At 61.5% G+C, this 20,117-nt stretch carries 24 protein-coding genes; 5 read left to right on the plus strand and 19 right to left on the minus strand.

Going from position 1 to position 20,117, the window contains the following annotated elements:
* Window positions 1–2: 2 nt before the first annotated feature.
* The 12 genes from B5526_RS02100 to B5526_RS02155 form a co-directional block, all read right to left on the minus strand.
* Entirely contained in the window at window positions 3–587 is a 585-nt protein-coding gene (locus B5526_RS02100; protein WP_079536485.1) for an NnrU family protein, read from the minus strand.
* 224 nt (window positions 588–811) lie between these two features.
* Window positions 812–1,375, minus strand: coding sequence for a hypothetical protein (locus B5526_RS02105; protein ID WP_433994678.1), 564 nt, complete (start codon window positions 1,373–1,375; stop codon window positions 812–814).
* A gap of 131 nt (window positions 1,376–1,506) precedes the next feature.
* The gene (locus B5526_RS02110) at window positions 1,507–2,064 is read right to left on the minus strand and encodes a TetR/AcrR family transcriptional regulator (RefSeq protein ID WP_079536486.1); all 558 of its coding nucleotides are present in this window, start codon (window positions 2,062–2,064) and stop codon (window positions 1,507–1,509) included.
* 58 nt (window positions 2,065–2,122) lie between these two features.
* A complete protein-coding gene (locus B5526_RS02115; RefSeq protein ID WP_079536488.1) occupies window positions 2,123–2,848 on the minus strand; it encodes a crotonase/enoyl-CoA hydratase family protein in 726 nt (241 codons plus the stop codon).
* Between the two features lie 276 nt (window positions 2,849–3,124).
* A complete protein-coding gene (locus B5526_RS02120; RefSeq protein ID WP_079536489.1) occupies window positions 3,125–4,744 on the minus strand; it encodes a peptide chain release factor 3 in 1,620 nt (539 codons plus the stop codon).
* A gap of 97 nt (window positions 4,745–4,841) precedes the next feature.
* Window positions 4,842–5,855: an inorganic phosphate transporter gene (locus B5526_RS02125; protein ID WP_079536491.1), complete on the minus strand. Its 1,014-nt coding sequence runs from the start codon at window positions 5,853–5,855 to the stop codon at window positions 4,842–4,844.
* Between the two features lie 14 nt (window positions 5,856–5,869).
* Entirely contained in the window at window positions 5,870–6,514 is a 645-nt protein-coding gene (locus tag B5526_RS02130; RefSeq protein WP_079536492.1) for a DUF47 domain-containing protein, read from the minus strand.
* A gap of 156 nt (window positions 6,515–6,670) precedes the next feature.
* Window positions 6,671–7,639 (minus strand): branched-chain amino acid ABC transporter permease, encoded by a 969-nt coding sequence (locus B5526_RS02135; protein ID WP_079536494.1) that lies wholly within the window; start codon window positions 7,637–7,639, stop codon window positions 6,671–6,673.
* 1 nt (window position 7,640) lies between these two features.
* Window positions 7,641–8,504, minus strand: a complete 864-nt coding sequence (locus B5526_RS02140; RefSeq protein ID WP_079536495.1) for a branched-chain amino acid ABC transporter permease — start codon at window positions 8,502–8,504, stop codon at window positions 7,641–7,643.
* 79 nt (window positions 8,505–8,583) lie between these two features.
* Complete coding sequence (locus tag B5526_RS02145; protein WP_079536497.1) at window positions 8,584–9,807, minus strand: ABC transporter substrate-binding protein; 1,224 nt, start codon at window positions 9,805–9,807, stop codon at window positions 8,584–8,586.
* 34 nt (window positions 9,808–9,841) lie between these two features.
* Window positions 9,842–10,579, minus strand: a complete 738-nt coding sequence (locus B5526_RS02150; protein ID WP_433994679.1) for an ABC transporter ATP-binding protein — start codon at window positions 10,577–10,579, stop codon at window positions 9,842–9,844.
* 7 nt (window positions 10,580–10,586) lie between these two features.
* A complete protein-coding gene (locus B5526_RS02155) occupies window positions 10,587–11,342 on the minus strand; it encodes an ABC transporter ATP-binding protein (RefSeq protein WP_079536500.1) in 756 nt (251 codons plus the stop codon).
* A 377-nt stretch (window positions 11,343–11,719) separates the two neighbouring features.
* On the opposite strand from B5526_RS02155, the gene B5526_RS02160 reads away from it, so the two are divergent.
* Window positions 11,720–12,361 (plus strand): PAS domain-containing protein, encoded by a 642-nt coding sequence (locus B5526_RS02160; protein ID WP_079536502.1) that lies wholly within the window; start codon window positions 11,720–11,722, stop codon window positions 12,359–12,361.
* 7 nt (window positions 12,362–12,368) lie between these two features.
* On the plus strand, window positions 12,369–12,992 hold the full coding sequence (locus B5526_RS02165; protein WP_079536504.1) for a hypothetical protein: 624 nt from the start codon (window positions 12,369–12,371) through the stop codon (window positions 12,990–12,992).
* Here B5526_RS02165 and B5526_RS02170 read toward each other — a convergent pair.
* Entirely contained in the window at window positions 12,989–13,360 is a 372-nt protein-coding gene (locus B5526_RS02170; protein ID WP_079544628.1) for an ArsC family reductase, read from the minus strand. The genes B5526_RS02165 and B5526_RS02170 overlap by 4 nt on opposite strands.
* Before the next feature lie 238 nt (window positions 13,361–13,598).
* Between B5526_RS02170 and B5526_RS02175 the strand changes: the two genes are divergently transcribed.
* From B5526_RS02175 to B5526_RS02185, 3 genes are read left to right on the plus strand one after another with little or no spacing between them, the layout of a single operon-like run.
* Window positions 13,599–14,042 (plus strand): MarR family winged helix-turn-helix transcriptional regulator, encoded by a 444-nt coding sequence (locus B5526_RS02175; protein WP_079536506.1) that lies wholly within the window; start codon window positions 13,599–13,601, stop codon window positions 14,040–14,042.
* A 35-nt stretch (window positions 14,043–14,077) separates the two neighbouring features.
* Window positions 14,078–14,419, plus strand: a complete 342-nt coding sequence (locus B5526_RS02180; RefSeq protein ID WP_079536507.1) for a hypothetical protein — start codon at window positions 14,078–14,080, stop codon at window positions 14,417–14,419.
* Window positions 14,416–15,681: an MFS transporter gene (locus B5526_RS02185; RefSeq protein WP_079536509.1), complete on the plus strand. Its 1,266-nt coding sequence runs from the start codon at window positions 14,416–14,418 to the stop codon at window positions 15,679–15,681. Before B5526_RS02180 ends, B5526_RS02185 begins: the two co-directional genes overlap by 4 nt.
* Here B5526_RS02185 and B5526_RS02190 read toward each other — a convergent pair.
* The 6 genes from B5526_RS02190 to B5526_RS38760 form a co-directional block, all read right to left on the minus strand.
* Window positions 15,599–16,303, minus strand: coding sequence for a glutathione S-transferase family protein (locus B5526_RS02190; RefSeq protein ID WP_079536511.1), 705 nt, complete (start codon window positions 16,301–16,303; stop codon window positions 15,599–15,601). The two genes, B5526_RS02185 and B5526_RS02190, sit on opposite strands and share 83 nt — an antisense overlap.
* Before the next feature lie 71 nt (window positions 16,304–16,374).
* A complete protein-coding gene (locus B5526_RS02195) occupies window positions 16,375–17,073 on the minus strand; it encodes a GNAT family N-acetyltransferase (RefSeq protein ID WP_079536512.1) in 699 nt (232 codons plus the stop codon).
* Between the two features lie 9 nt (window positions 17,074–17,082).
* A complete protein-coding gene (locus B5526_RS02200) occupies window positions 17,083–18,420 on the minus strand; it encodes an amidohydrolase (protein ID WP_079536514.1) in 1,338 nt (445 codons plus the stop codon).
* 69 nt (window positions 18,421–18,489) lie between these two features.
* Window positions 18,490–18,840 (minus strand): Lin0512 family protein, encoded by a 351-nt coding sequence (locus tag B5526_RS02205; RefSeq protein WP_079536516.1) that lies wholly within the window; start codon window positions 18,838–18,840, stop codon window positions 18,490–18,492.
* Between the two features lie 68 nt (window positions 18,841–18,908).
* Window positions 18,909–19,475, minus strand: a complete 567-nt coding sequence (locus B5526_RS02210; RefSeq protein WP_079536517.1) for a type II toxin-antitoxin system VapC family toxin — start codon at window positions 19,473–19,475, stop codon at window positions 18,909–18,911.
* 1 nt (window position 19,476) lies between these two features.
* Window positions 19,477–19,881, minus strand: a complete 405-nt coding sequence (locus B5526_RS38760; RefSeq protein WP_244562176.1) for a hypothetical protein — start codon at window positions 19,879–19,881, stop codon at window positions 19,477–19,479.
* Window positions 19,882–20,117 lie beyond the last annotated feature (236 nt).

Here is a 20,117-nt window from a genome sequence, read left to right on the forward strand (position 1 = left end):
TTTTATCCTCCGACGACGGGAACGCCGATCACGACGGGATGGAACGCAAACGCCAGCGCCAGATAGGCGACGATCCCGACGGCTATTGCGATCAGATCGTTGACGGGACCGCCCACCGGAATTGGCGGCCCGCCCGCATCGGTCCGACGTTTCAGCGAGATGCGGTCGAACACCGCCCAGCCCAGGAACGAGCCGAACAGGATGATGCCGCCGAGATCGCCATTGGCCAGCAAATGCGCCGCCGCCCACAATTTTACCCCCGACAGCAGCGGATGTTTTACGACCGTGTAGATGCGGCCGCGGATATAGGCGGCCACGACCAGAATGACGGCCGGCAGCATCAGGGCCACGGTGACGTGCTTGAGCCATCTCGGCGGATACCAGAGGTCGATCCGCTCGGCTGCGCGATAATGGGCAAAACCCCAGACGATCAGCGCGAGGCCCGCGAGCGAAACCAGCGCGTAGCCGATCTTGTAGGGACCCTCGCCCCATTGCGCGATCAGCCGCGCGCGCTGTTCGCGCCTTGTCGTGAGCGTGTGGACGCCGAAGAACAGCACCAGGCCCAGGATCATCACCGCTAGACCCATGATGTTTCCTCCGCTGCAGGGCCGGCTTTTTGTCTGCTTCGGGTATCACTTTAAGGGCTTAAAGTGCAATGCGCCAAAATGCGCGCAAGCTATCCGTTCTAACCGCCGTCATTCCGGGATGGCCCGAAGGGCCAGACCCGGAATCTCGAAATTGGAGGCACGCAAGCCAATCTCGAGATTCCGGGTTCGCGCGTTTCACGCGCGCCCCGGAATGACGGCTTTGTTCACGGCGTTCCGGATTGCTTGCCCAATTCGCGATTGTCGACATAGCGGATCGCGATCGGCCGGCCGGCCAGCGCGCCGCCGAGGTCGCCGGTAAATTTCATCGGCGTACAGGCATCGAGCGATGCATTGATCGCCTTCAGGTAGGTGGCGCGGGTGTCTGGTGAGGCGCCCTCGGTGAAGTACGTCATGCGCGGCGTCCCGATCATCTCACCGGAACGCTTGAAACTGAAGCGGACCGACATCTGCATGCCCTCCCGCGCGGCGTCGGCCGGCGGCGGTGTCCAGCAGGACCGCAGTGCCGCAAAGAGATCGCCGATGGTGTTGAGATCGTGGTCGGGCTTTTTGTACTTATCTGCATCGTTTTGCGGCGGCACGCTTTGAACCGTGAGCTGCAGGTTTTCCCCATAGGGATAATCGATCTCGGGAATGCAGGGCCCGTGATTGAACACGCTGCAGAAGTAGGGCGTGCACGGCCGTCCATCCAGCACGCTGCAGGGCGAATGGGAGAACGGTATGGGATTGATCTGATGCCGCGGCCGGGCCTCGGCGGTTGCGGCGGCCATTGTGGCTGCAATAGCAATGATGAGGCAGATGACAATGCGCGGCAGCATGAAACCAGTCCCAAAAGGCCCACAACCCAAATTGATGTTGTTAAAATGATGCGCCGGCCCGACGGCATCAAGGCCGGCGGCGTTCACATCCCCGCGTTCATCGCTGAAAGTTCCGCGATCAGCGCCTTTTCGCTGGGCTGGTCGAGCACGCCGGCGGCATAAAGCGAGATGCCGCCATAGAGCGTGATATAGATCTTCATCACCGCGCGCCGCCGCGCCGCCGGCGTTTCGATATCGGCACAGAAAATCCGCATCGCCTCGGTGATGACTTTGTGCACGGCGGTCTGCAGTGGCGGATTGTACTTCATGGTGGCGTGCGGCCGGCTCGCCATCAGCGCGAAGATCGCGCGGTTGGCGAGCGCGAAGCGGATATAAATCGCGGTGTAGTCTTCCGGCGTCTGTGCTTTCTTCAGCCGGCCTGCGAGCCGCGTATAGGCCTCGGTCGCGACCGCATCCAACAGCGCCTCGCGATCCCCAAAATGGTTGTAGAGCGAGCGGTGCGCGACGCCGACGGCGTCGGCGACCTCGCGCAAGCTCAAGCGCTCATGGCCGACTTTCGCCACCAGACCATAGGCGGCCTTCAAGGCCGCTGTTTGCAAATTGCCATGTCGATAGGTGGCCCGGCGCGGTTTTGAATTCATGCGCCTTCATACAAAGGCGGCGGCCAAAACACCACCGCCGCGGCGCCAGCCGCTCCCCTCAAGCCGACGCGCGGCTCACCACCCGGTCTTCACCGTATTGTGGGGTGATGTCCTCGTCGATCATGGCGCGGATCATTTTTATCACAGCGCCGCGCGCCCGTGCCTTGGTGGCAGCGTGGGCCGGCATGTTGAGCGTGCTTAGCGCCCGGGCCGCCTCCTCCGCGCTGCGCTCGAGCTCGTCGGCCGGAACGACGCGGTCGAAGAAGCCGGCGGTGACCGCTTCCATTGGACCGAACATCTCCGCGGTCATCACAACCCGGCTGAAATAGGCCGGCGTCAGCCGCTGCCGGGCGATCTCGATGGCAAAACGCGGCACCGTGAGCCCGATCGCGACCTCGTTCATGCCGATCCGGTAGTCGCCCTCGGCGGCAATGCGGTGATCGCAGGACATGATCAGGAACGCCCCCATCGGGAACGCGTTGCCCTGGCAGGCCGCGACCACGGGCGTCGGAAACGACAGGATGCGCAGCGCGAGCTCCGCACCGGCCTTGACCATCAGATATTGCTCCTCGGCGCTGCCCTTGGCGAATACGTTGAGATCGAACCCGCCAGAAAAATGCTTTCCGCGCGCTTTCAGGATCGCGACCGTCTTGTCCCGTTCGGCCTGGTCGAACGCGGCATGCAGCGCGTTCAGCATTTTCAGCGACATCACATTGGCCTTGCCGTCGTCCATCACGATGGTGCCGACGGGGCCGGAACGGGAATAGGTGACGAGATCTGGCATTGCGGGCTCCTCGATTGATAAAAGCATCCATTGGATACTTTACTGGTTGAGCGGCAGGTTCAAGGAGCTTTTCCGGGAGAGCAGCCGCATGAGGCATCCGCGGCGCGCATGGGTGTCGCGGGAATGCCACCACATATTTGGCGTCATCACCGGGCTTGTCCCGGTGATCCACGTCTTGCTTGCTTGCTTTCTTGGTGACAAAGACGCGGATGGCCGGGTCAAGCCCGGCCATGACGAATTGAGAGACTGGCGCGAGGCATCGACCCACCGGCCCGCTCACGCCTTCCTCTTCACGTCCTTGATGCTGGAAAAATTGATGCCCTCGGCGCGTTCTTTGGTGTAGCCGAGGTAAAATTCGTTCTTGGCCAGGAACACCGGATCGCCATCGACGTCGTCGGCGACGCCGGAGCCGTTGGCGGCGATGAAGGCGTCGAGTTTCTTGCGGTCGTCGGATGAAATCCAGCGCGCCAGCTGAAATTCCGAGACCTCGAATTCCACGGGAAGCGAATATTCGGCGTCGAGCCGGGCTTTCAGCACGTCGAGCTGCAGCGGGCCGACCACGCCGACCAGCGCGGGCGCGCCGTCGCGCGGGCGGAAAACCTGCACCACGCCCTCCTCCGACATCTGCTGCAAGGCTTCTTTCAGTTTCTTCGCCTTCATCGCGTCGGTGAGCCGGACGCGGCGGACGATCTCCGGGGCAAAACTGGGAACGCCCACAAAGGTTAGGTCCTCGCCTTCGGTCAGGGTGTCGCCGATCCGCAACGTGCCGTGATTGGGAATGCCGACGACGTCGCCGGCAAACGCCTCATCGGCCAGGGCGCGGTCCTGCGCGAAGAAGAATTGCGGGCTCGAGAGCGACATGTTCTTGCCGGTGCGCACCAGCTTTGCCTTCATGCCGCGGGCGAGTTTGCCCGAGCACAGCCGCGCGAACGCAATGCGGTCGCGGTGGTTCGGGTCCATATTGGCCTGGATCTTGAACACGAACGCGCTCATGCGCGGCTCCGCGGCCTCGACCTTGCGCAGGTTGGAGTCCTGCGCGCGCGGCGGCGGCGCGAAGCGGCCGAGGCCTTCCAGGAGATCGCCGACGCCAAAGTTGCGCAGCGCGCTACCGAAATAGACCGGCGTCAAATGGCCCTCGCGAAACGCAGCGAGTTCGAACGGCTTGCAGGCTTCGGATACCAGCGCCAGTTCATCCTTGACCGCGGCGACGTCAAGGTTGGCATTGCGGCCGGCAAGTTCGGAAATGTCGATCTGTTGCGCCGCGCCTGTTTTGGCGCCGCCGCCCTCGAGCAGGCGCACGCCGCCGCTCACGACATCATAGGTGCCGAGGAAATCGCGGCCGCGGCCGACCGGCCAGGTCATCGGCGTAGTGTCGAGCGCCAGCGTCTTTTCGATCTCATCCAGGAGATCAAACGTGTCACGGCTCTCGCGGTCCATCTTGTTGATGAAGGTGATAATCGGGATATCGCGCAGACGACACACCTCGAACAGCTTTCGCGTTCGCGCCTCGATGCCCTTGGCGGCATCGATCACCATCACGGCGGAATCGACCGCGGTCAGCGTCCGATAGGTGTCTTCGGAAAAGTCCTCGTGGCCCGGCGTGTCGAGCAAATTGAACACGAGGCCCTCGAACTCGAAGGTCATCACCGAGGTGACGACCGAGATGCCGCGCTCGCGCTCGATCTTCATCCAGTCGGAACGGGTGTTGCGGCGCTCGCCCTTGGCCTTGACCTGGCCTGCGAGATTGATGGCGCCGCCGAACAGCAAGAGCTTTTCGGTCAACGTGGTCTTGCCGGCGTCGGGATGGGAGATGATCGCAAAGGTCCGGCGCCGCGCCACTTCCTGGGCAAGCGGCGAGCGGGACGGTGATTCGGTTGCGATGGCGAGGTCGGACATGGCGGCAGCGTTTGGCAGGGAAAGGTGGCTGGATCAAGGGAGTTTTCGGCCTGTTACATATAGGAATGGCGCGGACGAACGCCAATCAGGGAGCTTGTCAGGGCACTTTGGACACCAGCGACACCACCCAATAGGCCAGCGCCGCGATGCCGGCAGACGCGGGGATCGTGATCACCCAGGCATAGACGATCGTGCTCGCGACGTTCCAGCGCACCGCCGAGGCCCGCCGCGCAGCGCCGACACCGACGATGGCGCCGGTGATGGTATGGGTGGTCGAGACCGGAACTCCGAGCCAGGTCGCGATGAACAGTGTCGCCGCGCCGCCGGTCTCGGCGCAAAATCCCTGCATCGGCGTCAGTTTTGTGATGCGCAGGCCCATGGTGCGGACGATCCGCCAGCCGCCCATCAACGTGCCCAGCGCCATTGCCGCTTGGCAGGACAACACCACCCAGAACGGCACGAAAAATTCGGTGCCGAGATAGCCTTGCGAATAAAGCAGCACCGCGATGATGCCCATGGTCTTCTGCGCGTCGTTGCCGCCATGGCCGAGCGAATATAGCGATGCCGAGACGAATTGCAGGATGCGGAAGGCGCGATCGACCGCGAACGGCGTCGAGCGCACCGAGGCCCAGGACACGATCACGACCAGCACCAGCGCCAGCACAAATCCGAGCAGCGGCGACAGCACGATCGCGAGCAGGGTTTTGGTGAGCCCGCTCCAGACCGCGGCCGAAAGCCCGGCCTTTGCCATGCCGCCGCCGACCAGTCCGCCGATCAGGGCGTGCGAACTGGAGGATGGGATGCCCAAACCCCAGGTGATCAGGTTCCAGACGATGGCGCCGACCAGGGCGGCGAAGATCACTTGCGTATCAATTACGCTCGGCTCGACGATCCCGGTGCCGATGGTGTGCGCGACATTGAGCCCGAACACGGCAAAGGCGACGAAGTTGAAGAACGCCGCCCAGAACACGGCGTATTGCGGCCGCAACACCCGGGTCGACACGATCGTCGCAATCGAATTGGCGGCGTCGTGCAATCCGTTGAGGAAGTCGAACATGAGCGCGACCGCGATCAATCCGGCCAGTATCGGAAGACCAAGCGTGGCGTCCACTGCGCGGCCCTGCCCTATACCTGTTCGATCACGATTGAGTTGATCTCATTGGCAACGTCATCGAAACGATCGGCGACTTTCTCGAGATGGTCGTAGATCTCGGCGCCGACGATGTAATCCATCGTGTTGGCGTTGCGGTGCTTGAGGAAGAGCTCCTTCAGCCCGATGTCGTGGAGATCGTCGACGCGCCCTTCGAGCTTGGTCAATTCCTCGGTGATCGCGGTCAGCATCGAGACGTTGTTGCCGATCGATTTCAAGAGCGGCAGCGCGCGGCCGACGAGATTGGCGCATTCGACCAGTAGCGTACCCATTTCCCGCATCGGCGGCTCGAAAGTGCGGACCTCGAACAGGATGACGGCTTTCGCGGTCTGCTGCATCTGGTCGATGGCGTCGTCCATCGAGGTGATCAGGTTCTTGATATCGCCGCGGTCGAACGGGGTGATGAACGTCCGCCGTACCGCGGTGAGCACCTCGCGGGTGATGCTGTCGGCGTCGTTCTCGTACTGGTTGACGCGCTGGCAGAACACCGGCGTCTCATCGCCGCCGCGCAGCATCTCCTGCAACGCCAGCGCGCCCTGCAGCACGGTCTCGGCATGGCGGGCGAACAGGTCGAAAAACCGTTCCTCCCTCGGGAGAAAAGCGCGGAACCAACGCAGCATCTGAAATGTCCATTGTCAGCGGAAATGGCCGGCCGGAATCGCCTGTCACATAACTGTCATAAACCATTCCGGCGGGAAAGCGCGCCGCACACGGCCCGCGAAACCGGTCATCCACTGCTTTATAAGGGCAAGAAAATGCTCTGGATTTCGTTCCGCTCAAAGCGAGCGGCGGAAATAATGCGCGATCTCGCCGATCACGCCGCGGCGGAATGTCAGCACGCAGATCACGAAGATCGCGCCCTGGATCACCGTCACCCATTGGCCGAACCCTGCTAGGTACTGCTGCATGGCGATAATGACAAAAGCCCCGACCACCGGTCCGAACACGGTGCCGAGCCCGCCGACCAGCGTCATCAGCACGATTTGCCCGGACATCGCCACTTCAACGTCCGTCAATGATGCATTTTGCGCGACGAACACCTTCAGCGCGCCGGCCAATCCTGCCAGCGTTCCCGACAGGATATAAGCTAGCAGCTTGTACTGATCGGTCTTGTAGCCGAGCGAGATCGCGCGAGGCTCGTTCTCACGAATAGCTTTCAGCACCTCGCCGAACGGCGAGTTGATGGTACGGAAGATCACCAAAAAGCCGAACAGGAAGCCAGCGAGAACGACGTAGTAAAGGATCGTCGGGTTGGCGAGGTTGAAAATTCCGAACAGGTAACCCTGCGGAACGCCCTGGATACCGTCCTCGCCATGGGTGAACGGCACCTGCACATAGATGAAATACAAAAGCTGCGATAGCGCGAGCGTGATCATCGCGAAATAGATGCCCTGGCGGCGGATCGCGACGACGCCGGTGATGACGCCAAGCGCTGCGGCAGCAGCGGTGCCGGCCAGAATTCCAAGTTCGGGGGACAAGCCCCAGACCTTCAATGCGTGCGCCGAGACATAGCCCGCGGTGCCCAGAAACATCGCGTGACCGAACGACAATAATCCGCCGTAGCCGATCAAAAGGTTGAAGGCACACGCCAGCAGCGCAAAGCACAGCGCCTGCATGACGAAGAACGGGTAGATGCCGCTCACCGGCACGGCCATCAACAGCGCCGTCATGATGCCGAACGCGATCATCTCGTCGCGGATGGTGCGCGGTGTCACCGGGATTGTATCGTCGGTCATCGCCGTCATATCAAGCCGCCCGTCCGGTAAGTCCTGTAGGCTTCACCAGCAACACCAGCACCATCAGGACGAATACCACGGTGTTGGAGGCCTCCGGATAGAAGTACTTGGTCAGTCCCTCGATCACGCCGAGCGCGAAGCCGGTGACGATCGATCCCATGATCGAACCCATGCCGCCGATCACCACCACCGCGAACACCACGATGATGACATTTTCGCCCATCAGCGGCCGCACCTGATTGATCGGCGCCGACAATACGCCGGCGAGCGCCGCGAGACCGACGCCAAGCCCGTAAGTCAGCGTGATCATGCGCGGCACGTTGATGCCGAAGGCGCGCACCAGCGTCGGGTTTTCGGTGGCGGCGCGAAGGTAAGCGCCAAGCCGCGTCCGTTCGATCAAGTACCAGGTTCCAAGACAGACGATGAGCGAGAAGATCACCACCCAGCCACGATAGATCGGCAGGTACATGAAGCCGAGATTCATGCCGCCTTTCAGCTCGTCGGGGATCGCGTAAGGCAAGCCCGATGAGCCGAAGTAATTCTGGAACACGCCCTGGATGATCAGCGCCAGCCCGAATGTCAGCAGCAGCCCGTAGAGATGATCGAGGCCGGCCAGCCATTGCAGCATGGTCCGTTCCAGGATCATTCCGAAAATGCCGACCACGATCGGCGCCAGGATCAGCGCCGGCCAATATCCGATGCCCGCGACGTTCAAGAGGAAATAGGCGCAGAACGCGCCCATCATGTAGAGCGCGCCGTGAGCGAAATTGATGATGTTGAGCATGCCGAAGATCACGGCAAGCCCGAGACTGAGCAGCGCGTAGAACGAGCCGTTGATCAGTCCCACCAGAAGCTGTGCGTAGAGAGCCTGCATCGATCGATCTTTCGCAACCAAAATCAAATGGTAACACGGAAACGGAGCCCACCGGCGCAAGGCCGGCGGGCCAACGCAGTTACTTCTTCAGCAGCGGGCACTTGCTTTCCGAAAGCGGCGTGAAGGCCTGGTCGCCGGGAACGGTTCCGACCAGCTTGTAAAAATCCCAGGGCGCCTTGGATTCCGAGGGCTTCTTCACCTCGAACAGGTAGGCCGAATGGATGGTGCGGCCGTTGGGCTCGATCTCGCCCTTGCCGAACAGGGGATCGTCGGTCGGAATCGACTTCATTTTCTCCACGACCTTGGCGCCATCGTGCGGATTGCCACCGAGCGCGTCGAGCGCCTTGAAATAGTGGATCAGCCCGGCATAGACGCCGGCTTGCACCATGGACGGCGGCGCGCCGTTCTTCATGCGCGCGGCGAACTTCTTGGAAAATTCCCGGGTTTTGTCGTTGAGGTCCCAATAAAAGGTCTCGGTGAAGTTCAGGCCTTGCGCGGTCTCCAGTCCGATCGCCTTGACGTCGGTGATGAACAAGAGAAGCGCCGCGAGCTTTTGGCCGCCCTTGACGATGCCGAATTCGGCCGCCTGCTTGATCGAGTTCGTGGTATCGCCGCCGGCATTGGCAAGACCGATGATCTTGGCCTTCGACGACTGCGCCTGCAGCAGGAACGAGGAGAAGTCAGAAGTATTCAGGGGATGCTTGACGCCGCCGACCACCTTGCCGCCATTGGCCAGGATGACCGCGGTGGTGTCGCGCTCGAGCGCGGCGCCGAAGGCGTAGTCGGCGGTGAGGAAGAACCAGGTATCGCCGCCGGCCTTCACCAGAGCCTGCCCGGTGGCATGGGCGAGCATGTAGGTGTCGTAGGTCCAGTGCACGGTGTTCGGCGAGCACTGCGCGTTGGTGAGATCGGAGGTCGCGGCGCCCGAGTTGATGTAGACGCCGTTCTTCTCCTTGATGATGTTGTTGACGGCAAGCGCGACACCCGAGTTCGGCACGTCGACGATGACGTCGACCTTGTCGACGTCGAACCACTGCCGCGCAATCGCGGTGCCGATGTCGGGCTTGTTCTGGTGATCGCCGGAGATGACGTCGATCTTCCAGCCCTTGGCGGTCAGACCGGAATCCTCGGCCGCCATCTGGGCAGCCAGCGTCGAGCCCGGGCCGGCGAGGTCGGCGTAAAGCCCGGATTGATCGGAGAGCGCGCCGATCTTGACGGTTTTGTCCTGCGCGGCCGCGAAACTTGCCGAGGCAAGGATCAGCGCGCTGCTGAGTAACAATGATGCGGCAATGTTAGTTTTCATATTGGTTTCCTCTTCGGATTCTTCTCGTTGTTCTTCAGACACCGAGATAGGTGTGAAGCTTGTCCATGTTGGCCGATAGCTCCGAATTGGCAAAGCCATCGATGATCTTGCCATGCTCGACGATGTAGTAGCGGTCAGCGACCGTCGAGGCGAAGCGGAAATTCTGTTCGACCAGAAGGATGGTAAAGCCTTCTTTCTTCAGCCGCGCGATGGTGTGGCCGATCTGCTGAATGATGACGGGCGCAAGCCCTTCGGTCGGCTCGTCCAACATCAGAAACCGCGCGCCGGTCCGCAGGATCCGCGCGATCGCCAGCATCTGCTGCTCGCCGCCCGACAATTTGGTGCCCTGGCTGTTGAGCCGCTCTTTCAGATTGGGAAACAGATCGAAAATCTGGTCCAGCGACAGCCCGCCCGGGCGCACGATCGGCGGCAACAGGAGGTTTTCGCGGACATCGAGGCTGGCGAAAATGCCGCGCTCCTCCGGGCAAAAGGCGATGCCCATCCGCGCGATGCGGTCCGAGGAGGTGCGGATAATCTCCTGCCCGCCGAACCGGATCGAGCCGGTGCGCTTGGCGATAATACCCATCACCGATTTCAGCGTCGTCGTCTTGCCGGCGCCGTTGCGTCCGAGCAGGGTGACGACTTCGCCGGCGTTGACGTTGAAATCGATGCCGTGAAGGATGTGTGACTCGCCGTACCAGGCCTCGAGATTTTGCACCGTCAGCACCGCAGCACCAGCTGTCGATGTGGGCTTCGTGGCGGTTTCGGTCATGGTCAGTTCAGGCATGACCCGCCCCCAGATAGGCTTCCTTGACGCGCTCGTCCTTGGTCAGGTCGGTATAATGGCCTTCCGCCAGTACGTGACCGCGCGTCAGCACAGTGATGATGTCGGAGAGATTGGCGACCACGCTCAGATTATGTTCGACCATCAGGATCGTGTATTTCGCGGAGATGCGCTTGATCAGCGCGGCGATCTTGTCGATGTCTTCATGGCCCATGCCGGCCATCGGCTCGTCGAGCAGCATCATCTCCGGATCGAGCGCCAAGGTGGTTGCGATTTCCAGCGCGCGCTTGCGCCCATAGGGCATCTCGACCGCCGGCGTCTTGGCAAATTCGCTCAAGCCGACATCGTCGAGCAATTCATGGGCGCGGCCGTTGAAGCGGTCGAGCACCGACTTGGAACGCCAGAAATCGAAGGAATGCCCGTGCTGGCGCTGCAACGCGACCCTGACATTTTCAAGCGCGGTCAGATGCGGAAACACCGCCGAAATCTGGAACGAGCGCACCAGCCCAAGACGCGCGACGTCGGCCGGCGCCAGCGCCGTGATATCCTGTCCCTTGTACAGGATCTTGCCGGCCGACGGCTTTAGGAACTTCGTCAACAGATTGAAGCAGGTGGTCTTGCCGGCCCCGTTCGGCCCGATCAACGCATGGATACTGCCACGGCGGACCCTGAGATCGACATCGCGAACGGCAAAGAAGCCTGCGAACTCCTTGGTCAATCCGTGGGTTTCGAGGATGAACTCATCGGCCAATCAAATTTCCCCCATCACCATCGCCGCGAAGAGCGTTTCGCACGTGGCTAATTATTTCCTAACCGGAAGGTTCTCGTGAGACGTCCTTTTTAGAAATTCCGTCCCGAACCGCCCGCCTCCGGGCGCGAATATGCCGTCAACGGGCCGGCTTAGGCAAGGCGGAAAGCTGGGCATGCGCCGGCCTGCGCGGATTCGCCATTAATCGAATGGCGTGAGGACCTTAGCGATGGGTCGCCCGAGGCCTTTCGGCCGCCGGTTTCGGTGCGCCCGGAAGGGCCACCCTGATCCGGGAAAGCCACCATTAACGGTATTTCGACGCGGTGGCTCGCTTTCATCAAAAATTTCCCCCTAAGGTCGATGGTTCGGTGTTTTGCTTCATGTGTATTGAAAACGGATTGCTGGCCGTGGAATTCGAGAGCGCCAACCCATCGGTGGTCAAATCGATCAAGCAGCGGGATCTGTTGAATACCTGGCTGCGGCTTTATGCCCGGGAGCAGTTACCGCCGCGCATCGAGGAATACCAGCCCGAACGGCTCGCGGAAGAACTTTCCGACCTCGTCTATTATATCGTCGATAGCGCGCAAGCGCCGCCACGCCTGACGATCCAGAGCGACGGCACACGGATGGCAACCGCCTATGGCAATACCGGCAAGGGCCGCTACCTCGACGAATATGTCGGGCCGCGACTCGCGCCGATCGTGATGCCCGTCTACCATCAATGCTTAAAGCGCGCGCTGCCGGTCTACACGATCGCCAAGTTCGATGACATCTACGGGCGGATCGTCGACTATGAGCGGCTATTGCTGCCGTTCTCGGAAGGCGGCCAAAATGCCGGCCAAATTACCCATGTGATCGCCTCGCTGAAGACCATCAGCGAAGACGGCGGCTTCGAGATCAAGAATTTGATGCGGGGGAATGACTCGTTGCCGACGCCAAAGCTTCGCGCGGTGATCGATCGCGACCTGTTCCACCGCGCCCCCGGCCGCATTCCGGCCGGCGACGTGATCGAATTCAGTTAAAGCTCAGATGGAGTTTTCGAGCGCCAACCCCTCGGTGGTCCGATCCATCAGACAACGCGATCTGCTCAACACCTGGCTGCGCGCGCTGGTCAAATCGCGCACCCTGCCCGTGCTCGGCGATTACCGGCCGGAATGCATCGCGGACGAGCTGGCGGACATGATGGGATTTGACGTCATCGGCGAAGGCTGCGACGCCCGCTTCCTGATCACCCAGGAAGGCGCCAGACTGACCACGACCTACGGCAACGAACACATCGATCCCGACAAGCGGACCAACCGTTATCTCGACGACGCGATCGGTCCGGAACGATACGAACGCGTCGTCACCTTGTACCGCACCTGCTTGGCGCGAAAGCGGCCGACCTATTCGATCTCCATGGTGCAGGACGCCGATGGCAAGGACGTTCAGTACGAGCGCTTGCTGCTGCCGTTCGGCAGCGCCGGTAGCGTCGAGCAGATCGTCGGCTCCTATAAAGCGATCAGCATCGAGGGCCACTTCAAGATCAGGAACCTGATGGCAATCAGGCCGAGAGCTGTACCGGCGATCGTCGTCAGGGCCGTCATCGATCAAGACATCGTTCGCAGCTCCACGCACGTTCGTGCCTCGGAAGACATTATCGAAGTGAGCTAGCGTTTCCGCGCCGCGCCCGACGGCGCCACCTCCTTGGCGTAGATTTCCGGCTTGAAGCCGACCAGCAATTTGCCGCCGAGATCGAGCACCGGACGTTTGATCATCGACGGCTGCGCCAACATCAAGGCGAGCGCCTTGCGCTCGTTCAAGCCTTCCTTCTCGCCATCGGGCAATTTGCGGAACGTCGTGCCCGCGCGATTGAGCAGGGTTTCCCAGCCGAGTTCGTCGCTCCAGTCTTTCAATTTGTCCTTTGCGATGCCTTCGCTCTTGTAATCATGAAAGCCGTAGGCGATGCCGTGGCTGTCGAGCCAGGCGCGCGCCTTCTTCATGGTGTCGCAGTTCTTGATGCCGTAGATGGTGATGGGCAAAGCTGATCCTCGCGCGAATTTGCGGCGCGAGGTTAGCCATGCAAACGGCACCACGCCAGACTGTGCGTTGACGTGATGTGGATGCATCCCGGCCACGCTGCAGCGTCCGCGATTCTAGGAATTCTGTGTCGATCTCCGTCCGGCAAATACCCGGCCAAACAGGGCGAACCTTGAATATGAACAGGAAAACTTGCCAGTCTAAACTTGCAAGTTTTCCTGTTGATGCTATCTTGGTGGCATGAACGACGTCGCCGAAGCTCCAAACCCGACGGAAACAGCCGCCTCTGAGCTTTCATTGGCGATCGGGCAGCTGGTGCGTCGCCTGCGCACAGAAGCTAATCCGGGTGAATTGAGCTGGTCGCAGATCACGACGCTCGCCCGGCTCGACAAGGTGGGCTGGATGACGACAGCGGACCTCGCCCGCTCCGAGTTCGTCAAACCCCAGTCGATGGGCACGACGCTTTCGGATCTCGAGCAGCAGGGATTGGTCCGGCGCCGGCCGCATCCGACCGATGGCCGGCAAGTCCTGTTCGGGCTGACCGCGGCGGGAAGCGAGGCGAGACGACAGCGCAATATCGCCAAACGCGAATGGCTGCTGGCTGCGATGGCGAAGCTCGATCCGGCCGAACAAGCGACGCTGATGTCCGCGGCCGCGCTGATCAAGCGCCTGGCGGAATCTTGAATGTCGCGCCGCGCGCGAGACGAGGGTGCCTGACGATGAACTTTCTTCACGACATCTCCTATTTTTTTGCCGGCGCCTTTCTCACCAACGCGATCCCGCATTTTGTCAGCGGCGTGATGGGGCGTGTGTTTCAAAGCCCGTTTGCGACGCCGCGCGGCGAAGGTCCCTCATCTTCAACAGTCAACGTCCTCTGGGGCTTCTTCAATCTCGCGGTCGGCTATTGGCTCATCTGCCGCGTCGGAAACTTCGATCTGCATTCCAACGAGGATGTCGTTGTCTTGGGGATCGGCATTCTCCTCGCCGGCGTCCTGCTGGCGCGCCGGTTCGGAAGATTCAACGGCGGCAACTTTCCTGACGACAGGCAGGCGGTCCGGTGAAAAATACTTTTCGTTCGCTGAGCGGCTTCAATTATCGGGTGTGGGCGTGCGGCGCGCTGGTGTCCAATGTCGGGACCTGGATGCAGCGCATCGCCCAGGGCTGGCTCGTGCTCACCCAACTGACCCACAACAATGCGACCGCCATGGGCATCGTGATGGCGCTGCAGTTCGGACCGCATCTGTTGCTGCTGCCCCTGACCGGCTTTGCGGCCGACCATCTCGACCGCCGCAAACTCCTGATCGGCACGCAGGCGGCGATGGGCGCGCTTGCCTTCGGGCTCGGCATCCTGACCATTAGCGGACTCGTCCAGTTGTGGCATGTCTACGCGTTCGCGTTCCTGTTCGGCTGCGTGACCGCGTTCGACTCGCCGGCGCGTCACACCTTTGTCTCGGAGCTCGTTGGAGAGGCCGACCTGTCGAATGCGGTGGCGCTGAATTCCACCTCCTTCAACGCCGCGCGGATGATCGGTCCGGCCATTGCCGGCACCCTGATTGCTTCCGTCGATTCGGGTTGGGTGTTCCTGATCAACGGGGCCTCGTTCGTCGCCGTGCTCTCTTCGCTGGCGCTGCTTCGCGTCAATGAGCTTCATGTCCAGGAGCGGGCCTTTCGAACCCCCGGCAGCCTCGTCGATGGCTTCCGCTATGTCTGGGGACGGCCCGACCTCCGGGCCATTTGCTTCATGCTGTTCCTGATCGCAACGTTCGGGCTGAACTTCCAGATCTTTATTTCGACGATGTCGGTCAAGGTCTTTCATGCCGGCGCAAGCCAGTACGGGTTGTTGACGTCGGTGATGGCGATCGGCACGATCGCCGGCGCGCTACTCGCCGCCGGGCGGGAAAAGCCCCGCTTCGCGCTGCTCGTGACAGGGTCGGCGATTTTCGGGCTCGGCTGCACTTTGGCCGCGATCGCGCCCAATGCCTGGTTCTTCGGTATCGCGCTCGTCATCATCGGCGTGTCGGCTTTGACGCTGACCAACTCGACCAACAGCCTGATGCAACTCTCCACCGAGCCGATGATGCGTGGGCGCGTGATGGCGATCCGTCTCGCCATCGCGCTCGGCTGTACGCCGATCGGCGCGCCGATCGTAGGCCTCGTGGCCGATCGCTTCGGGCCGCGCTGGGCGCTTGGCCTCGGCGCCGCTTCCGGCTTTGCCGCCGCCATCGTCGGCATTCGCTACCTCAGGACCGCTTCGGAATCTCTAACCCGCGCTGTACCGCAGGCCGCGCCAGGCCACGCGCGAGCCAGGCCGGGACGCTCTTGAAACCATCGAACTCGACGAGCTCGCGCGCGCCGTAGAAGCCGATCAGATTGCGCACCCAGCCGAGCATCGAAATGTCGGCAATCGTATACTCGTCGTCCATGATCCACTGCCGCCCGTCCAGGCGCGTCTCGATCACCCCAAGCAGGCGTTTTGACTCCGCGACATAGCGCTCGAGCGGCCGCTTGTCGGCAATCTCCTTGCCGGCGAATTTATGGAAGAACCCGACCTGGCCGAACATCGGCCCGATGCCGCCCATCTGGAAGTGCAGCCACTGGATGGTCTCGTACCGGCGCGCCGCATCGTCGGGGAAAAGCTTTCCGGTTTTCTCGGCGAGATATTGCAGGATCGCGCCCGACTCGAACAGTCCGAGCGGCTTTGCGCCCGGCCCGTTCGGATCGATGATCGCCGGGATCTTGCCATTCGGGTTGAGCGACAGAAATTCCGGCGTCTTCTGGTCGTCCTTGCCGAAATCGACGAGATGGGCCTCGTACGGCAGCGCGATCTCCTCCAGCATGATCGAAACCTTGACGCCGTTCGGCGTCGGCAGTGAATAGAGCTGCAGCCGATCAGGATATTCCGCGGGCCAGCGCTTTGTAATCGGAAAGGCGGAAAGGTCGGTCATCGCAACTCGTTCTTTGCTTCGTAGTTGACGCGGCTAATGTACGGGCATGGAGTGAGGTGGCAAGGCCGGCATCACGTCAGCCTTTGCAACGCCGTGACGTGCAGACGCCTGCGGATTTGCATCCCCTGGCGCCGGTACAGCGCAATGGCCGAGCTGTTGTTCGAAAACACGTGCAGGAATGGAATTTCGCTTCGCGCCAAAATCTGTCTTGAGATAGCGCCAAGCAGAACTTGCGCGTAGCCGCAGCCGCGATGCGATGGATGGACGCAGACGGCGGTGATTTCCGTGTAGTTGGCGGGCTTCATCCGTTCGCCGATCATCGCGACGAGCTGCCCGTCGACCCGGATGCCCAGAAACGTCCCCAGTTCATGCGTTCGCGCCGCAAACGGACCGGGATTTGTGAGTTTTGTCAGTTCCAGCATCGCGGGGACGTCGGCGGCGCCGAGCGTGACGATGTCGACGCCGGCGATCGAGCTTTCCGCGGGCGTTCCAATCATCTGCTCTCCGGTTTCGGCGAGCAGAATCTTGAACTCTTCCGTCGGGGTCACCGGCTCGGGCGTAAACAGCACGGCTACCTCGGACGGTGACATCAGCGCGCCGAGCGCGGCAAAACTCTGCGCCGACATGTCGGCTATCGCCGCGAATGGCCCGATCGCCGGAGGATAACGCCGCGCCCGCGCGCCGCCTTCCGCAAGGGCGTGCTGCCGGGACATCAAGGCATTCCAGATCGGATGATCCAGCGGATGGGTCGAGGTACCGGGAGCGGACATGGCAGCGCTTCATTTGCCCCTTGCATGCTGATCGAACGCACTCAACACGGCGAGCGTCATCGCCTCGACGCCGGTTTCGATGGTCGGCTTCGGCACCGGGGCGAACAGCGGCGAATGATTGGACGACAGTTGCGGGCCGGTTCCGTTGGCTGCCGCAGCGACGCGCTCCGGCTCGTAGACGCCGATGTTGAAGAACATCGAGGGCACGCCTGCGTTGATGAATTCGGAATAATCCTCGCTCGGCGTGCCCGGCGGCGATGGCTTGAACTTGTCGCCGAACGCTGTTTTGAGCACCTTCTCGGCGGTCGCGACAACAGCGGGATCGTTGACCACGGCTTTCGCGCCCTCGGTGATCTTGATCTCGGGCGCCGGCGCATCCGACATCGCGGCGGCAGCCTTCGCCGTCCGCTCGATCCCCGCCAGCATCTTTGCGCGCACCTGCGGCTTGAAGGTGCGGATGGTTCCACGCAGCAGCACGTCGTCGGGAATGATGTTCTCGGCGGTGCCGCCCTGAATCGCGCCGATCGAGACCACGCCGAATTCAGTCGGGTCCTTTTCGCGGCTGATCACGCTTTGCAGATCGACGACGAAGCGCGCCGCGATCATCACGGGATCGATGGTCAGCTGCGGCGCCGCGCCGTGACCGCCGCGGCCGCGGAATTTTATCTCGAGGCTGTCTGAATTGGACGAGCCGATGCCGACGCGATAGCTGATGTATCCATAGCCGAACGCGCCGTCATGCAGGGCAAAGCCAAAATCAGGCTTTTTGAATCGCGTGAACAGGCCGTCGGCCAGCATCGCCTTGGCGCCGGACACCGTCTCTTCGGCGGGCTGGGCGATGAACATCAGCGTGCCCTGCCATTTGTCCTTCAGGCCGACCAATGTCTTCGCCGTTCCGACCCAGCTTGCCATATGGATGTCGTGGCCGCAGCTATGGGCGACAAACGTCTCGTGCCCCTGCCAGATGGTCTTGTCGTGGCTCGCATAGGGAAGACCGGTTTTTTCCTCCATCGGCAGCGCGTCGAGTTCGGTGCGCACCATGATGGTCGGACCGTCACCATTTTTGTAAATGGCGACCAGGCCGGTCTTGCCGACTTTCTCGGTAACGTCAAAACCGAGCGCGCGCATCTCACTGGCGAGCTTGCTTGCGGTTTTCTCTTCCTGAAAGGCGATCTCGGGATGGGCGTGGATGTCCTTGTAGAGCGCGTCGAGCTTTGGATAGTCGGCCTCGACCGATTTTTCGATCGCGGCCTTGAGCGAGGCAACATCGATCTCCGCGCGAACAGGCAAGATGGTGGCCGCGCAAAGAGCGGCGGAAGCCAGCAGGCATTTTGTGAATCGGTTCATGGCAACGACGCTCCCTGATGGCGTTTTGTGGTTGAACGCGGATAGCTTGGACGACACAGCTAAAAGTGTCTAGCCGGGCTTGCCGTCGTCGAGCGACACAATCACGGCAGCGTTGGTAATGATGATGGAATCGCTGCCCTGCTCGGCCGGAATTTCGAGCCCGCCCTTGACCGCGGTCACCGTCACCGTTCCATACGGCAATTCGGTCGCGACCGCTGCGGTGTCGACCGCGCCGGGATCCGGCACGCCGATCGTGACATCGACGAACATATCGCGCGAGGTCTTGCCCACCATCCGGAAGAACCCGATGCTCGAGTGCCGGATCGCATCCGAGACCGCGCGTCTCGCGGCCTTGGTGGCATCGCGTCCGTGAACGTCGACGCCCATGCCCATTTCAGTAATACAGCGCACGCGTGCCATCGGGTTTCCTGTCATTGTTTGGGTGGATCGTATCAATCTCTGAGGATTTGCGTCATGCTGCGCCGGCCTCATTTGCGGCGATAGAACAGCGCCCGCCCCGTCGGGATGAGTTGGAGCAGGATGTCGTAGTCACCCACATTCGCGGTCAGCACAACCAACCCGAGCTTCTGCGCCTGCAGGAACAGCACACAGTCCTGAAGAGCGCGCAGCTTACCGTCTTTCCCGTATCCTTGGAGACGGCATAGTATTCCCGATAACAGCGCCGCTCTTCCAAGAGCCTCAACGTCGGGTGCAAAGATCCGATGTGGCGGCATAGCCTTGATCTGCCGGCCGATCGCAGTAATTGCACCCGCCGTTCGCGGATCCGAGGGGCTCAGTATGCCGACCGTGTGCATCAACTCCTGGATCGCGACGGTCGAATGGTTAACCTGTCGCTGCGCGATCAGGTCGTCCAATACCCGCGGCGAACGATCTTGCATTTGGTCGATATAGACGCATGTGTCGAGCAAAAGGCCCTGCCCGCCGATCAGGCGCGCCTTGACGAATGGAAGCTCTTCGTCGCCTCGCCGTGCCAGCGTCTTTTGCTGATCGAACCGCGCCCAGCGTCGCGCTGCGCCGAAATCGAACTCCGCCACCTCAAAAGCCGAGCTTCAATTCTGGATCGGCCTTGCCTCGAGACCGCTTGAACGTCTCTGCGAAGGTGTCCTCAAGCGCGACTGTCGCGAGCGCAAACTCGATCAGATCCGTGTCGGTCTCGATCCCGGTCTGCCTCTTGGCTTGCTTGACCAACGCTGGGCTCACCCTGCCGCCGATCCGGCCACTTTTCTCGCTCAGAAGGCCAGATTGCTCCGCCGCCTGCATCACCGCCTCGAACCGCGCCCTGCTGATGACAAATTGGCCTGTCTTCGCACGGCGCTGATCGGATTTTGTCCGACCCGCGGCGCTCTCTGCCGACCACTCGGGGCCACGCGGCGCAGATTTGCTCCCTGTCTTTGCCATAGTAATCCCTACTGTTCGACAAAATTCGATTTCGTCTGACATACACTGTTACGGCCCCACTTTCAATACGGTCATGGTGAACATTGCAAAAGGCGCCGGCGACCCTGGTAACATCGTTGGTGGCGCGATTTTTCGAAACAGCTGAGCACATATGCGCGTTCATTCCCGCGACGCGTGGCGCCCGGGTTATGCCTGAACTTTGTCCCTCCCAAAGAAAGAGGGCGCAGGGAAAGCCGGGTGTCCGATGCACCCGCGGCCCCACGTGCAAAGGTAGAAAG

The organism is Bradyrhizobium lablabi, from assembly GCF_900141755.1.
GTDB classification, from domain to species: Bacteria; Pseudomonadota; Alphaproteobacteria; order Rhizobiales; family Xanthobacteraceae; genus Bradyrhizobium; species Bradyrhizobium lablabi_A.

Bases quoted from the DNA above. Each gene is read 5' to 3' on its own strand.
- B5526_RS02100 (WP_079536485.1), bottom strand. From the start codon at position 587: ATGGGTCTAGCGGTGATGATCCTGGGCCTGGTGCTGTTCTTCGGCGTC.
- B5526_RS02105 (WP_433994678.1), bottom strand. From the start codon at position 1,375: ATGGCCGCCGCAACCGCCGAGGCCCGGCCGCGGCATCAGATCAATCCC.
- B5526_RS02110 (WP_079536486.1), bottom strand. From the start codon at position 2,064: ATGAATTCAAAACCGCGCCGGGCCACCTATCGACATGGCAATTTGCAA.
- B5526_RS02115 (WP_079536488.1), bottom strand. From the start codon at position 2,848: ATGCCAGATCTCGTCACCTATTCCCGTTCCGGCCCCGTCGGCACCATC.
- B5526_RS02120 (WP_079536489.1), bottom strand. From the start codon at position 4,744: ATGTCCGACCTCGCCATCGCAACCGAATCACCGTCCCGCTCGCCGCTT.
- B5526_RS02130 (WP_079536492.1), bottom strand. From the start codon at position 6,514: ATGCTGCGTTGGTTCCGCGCTTTTCTCCCGAGGGAGGAACGGTTTTTC.
- B5526_RS02135 (WP_079536494.1), bottom strand. From the start codon at position 7,639: ATGACGGCGATGACCGACGATACAATCCCGGTGACACCGCGCACCATC.
- B5526_RS02140 (WP_079536495.1), bottom strand. From the start codon at position 8,504: ATGCAGGCTCTCTACGCACAGCTTCTGGTGGGACTGATCAACGGCTCG.
- B5526_RS02145 (WP_079536497.1), bottom strand. From the start codon at position 9,807: ATGAAAACTAACATTGCCGCATCATTGTTACTCAGCAGCGCGCTGATC.
- B5526_RS02150 (WP_433994679.1), bottom strand. From the start codon at position 10,579: ATGACCGAAACCGCCACGAAGCCCACATCGACAGCTGGTGCTGCGGTG.
- B5526_RS02160 (WP_079536502.1), top strand. From the start codon at position 11,720: ATGTGTATTGAAAACGGATTGCTGGCCGTGGAATTCGAGAGCGCCAAC.
- B5526_RS02165 (WP_079536504.1), top strand. From the start codon at position 12,369: ATGGAGTTTTCGAGCGCCAACCCCTCGGTGGTCCGATCCATCAGACAA.
- B5526_RS02175 (WP_079536506.1), top strand. From the start codon at position 13,599: ATGAACGACGTCGCCGAAGCTCCAAACCCGACGGAAACAGCCGCCTCT.
- B5526_RS02180 (WP_079536507.1), top strand. From the start codon at position 14,078: ATGAACTTTCTTCACGACATCTCCTATTTTTTTGCCGGCGCCTTTCTC.
- B5526_RS02190 (WP_079536511.1), bottom strand. From the start codon at position 16,303: ATGACCGACCTTTCCGCCTTTCCGATTACAAAGCGCTGGCCCGCGGAA.
- B5526_RS02195 (WP_079536512.1), bottom strand. From the start codon at position 17,073: ATGTCCGCTCCCGGTACCTCGACCCATCCGCTGGATCATCCGATCTGG.
- B5526_RS02200 (WP_079536514.1), bottom strand. From the start codon at position 18,420: ATGAACCGATTCACAAAATGCCTGCTGGCTTCCGCCGCTCTTTGCGCG.
- B5526_RS02205 (WP_079536516.1), bottom strand. From the start codon at position 18,840: ATGGCACGCGTGCGCTGTATTACTGAAATGGGCATGGGCGTCGACGTT.
- B5526_RS38760 (WP_244562176.1), bottom strand. From the start codon at position 19,881: ATGTCAGACGAAATCGAATTTTGTCGAACAGTAGGGATTACTATGGCA.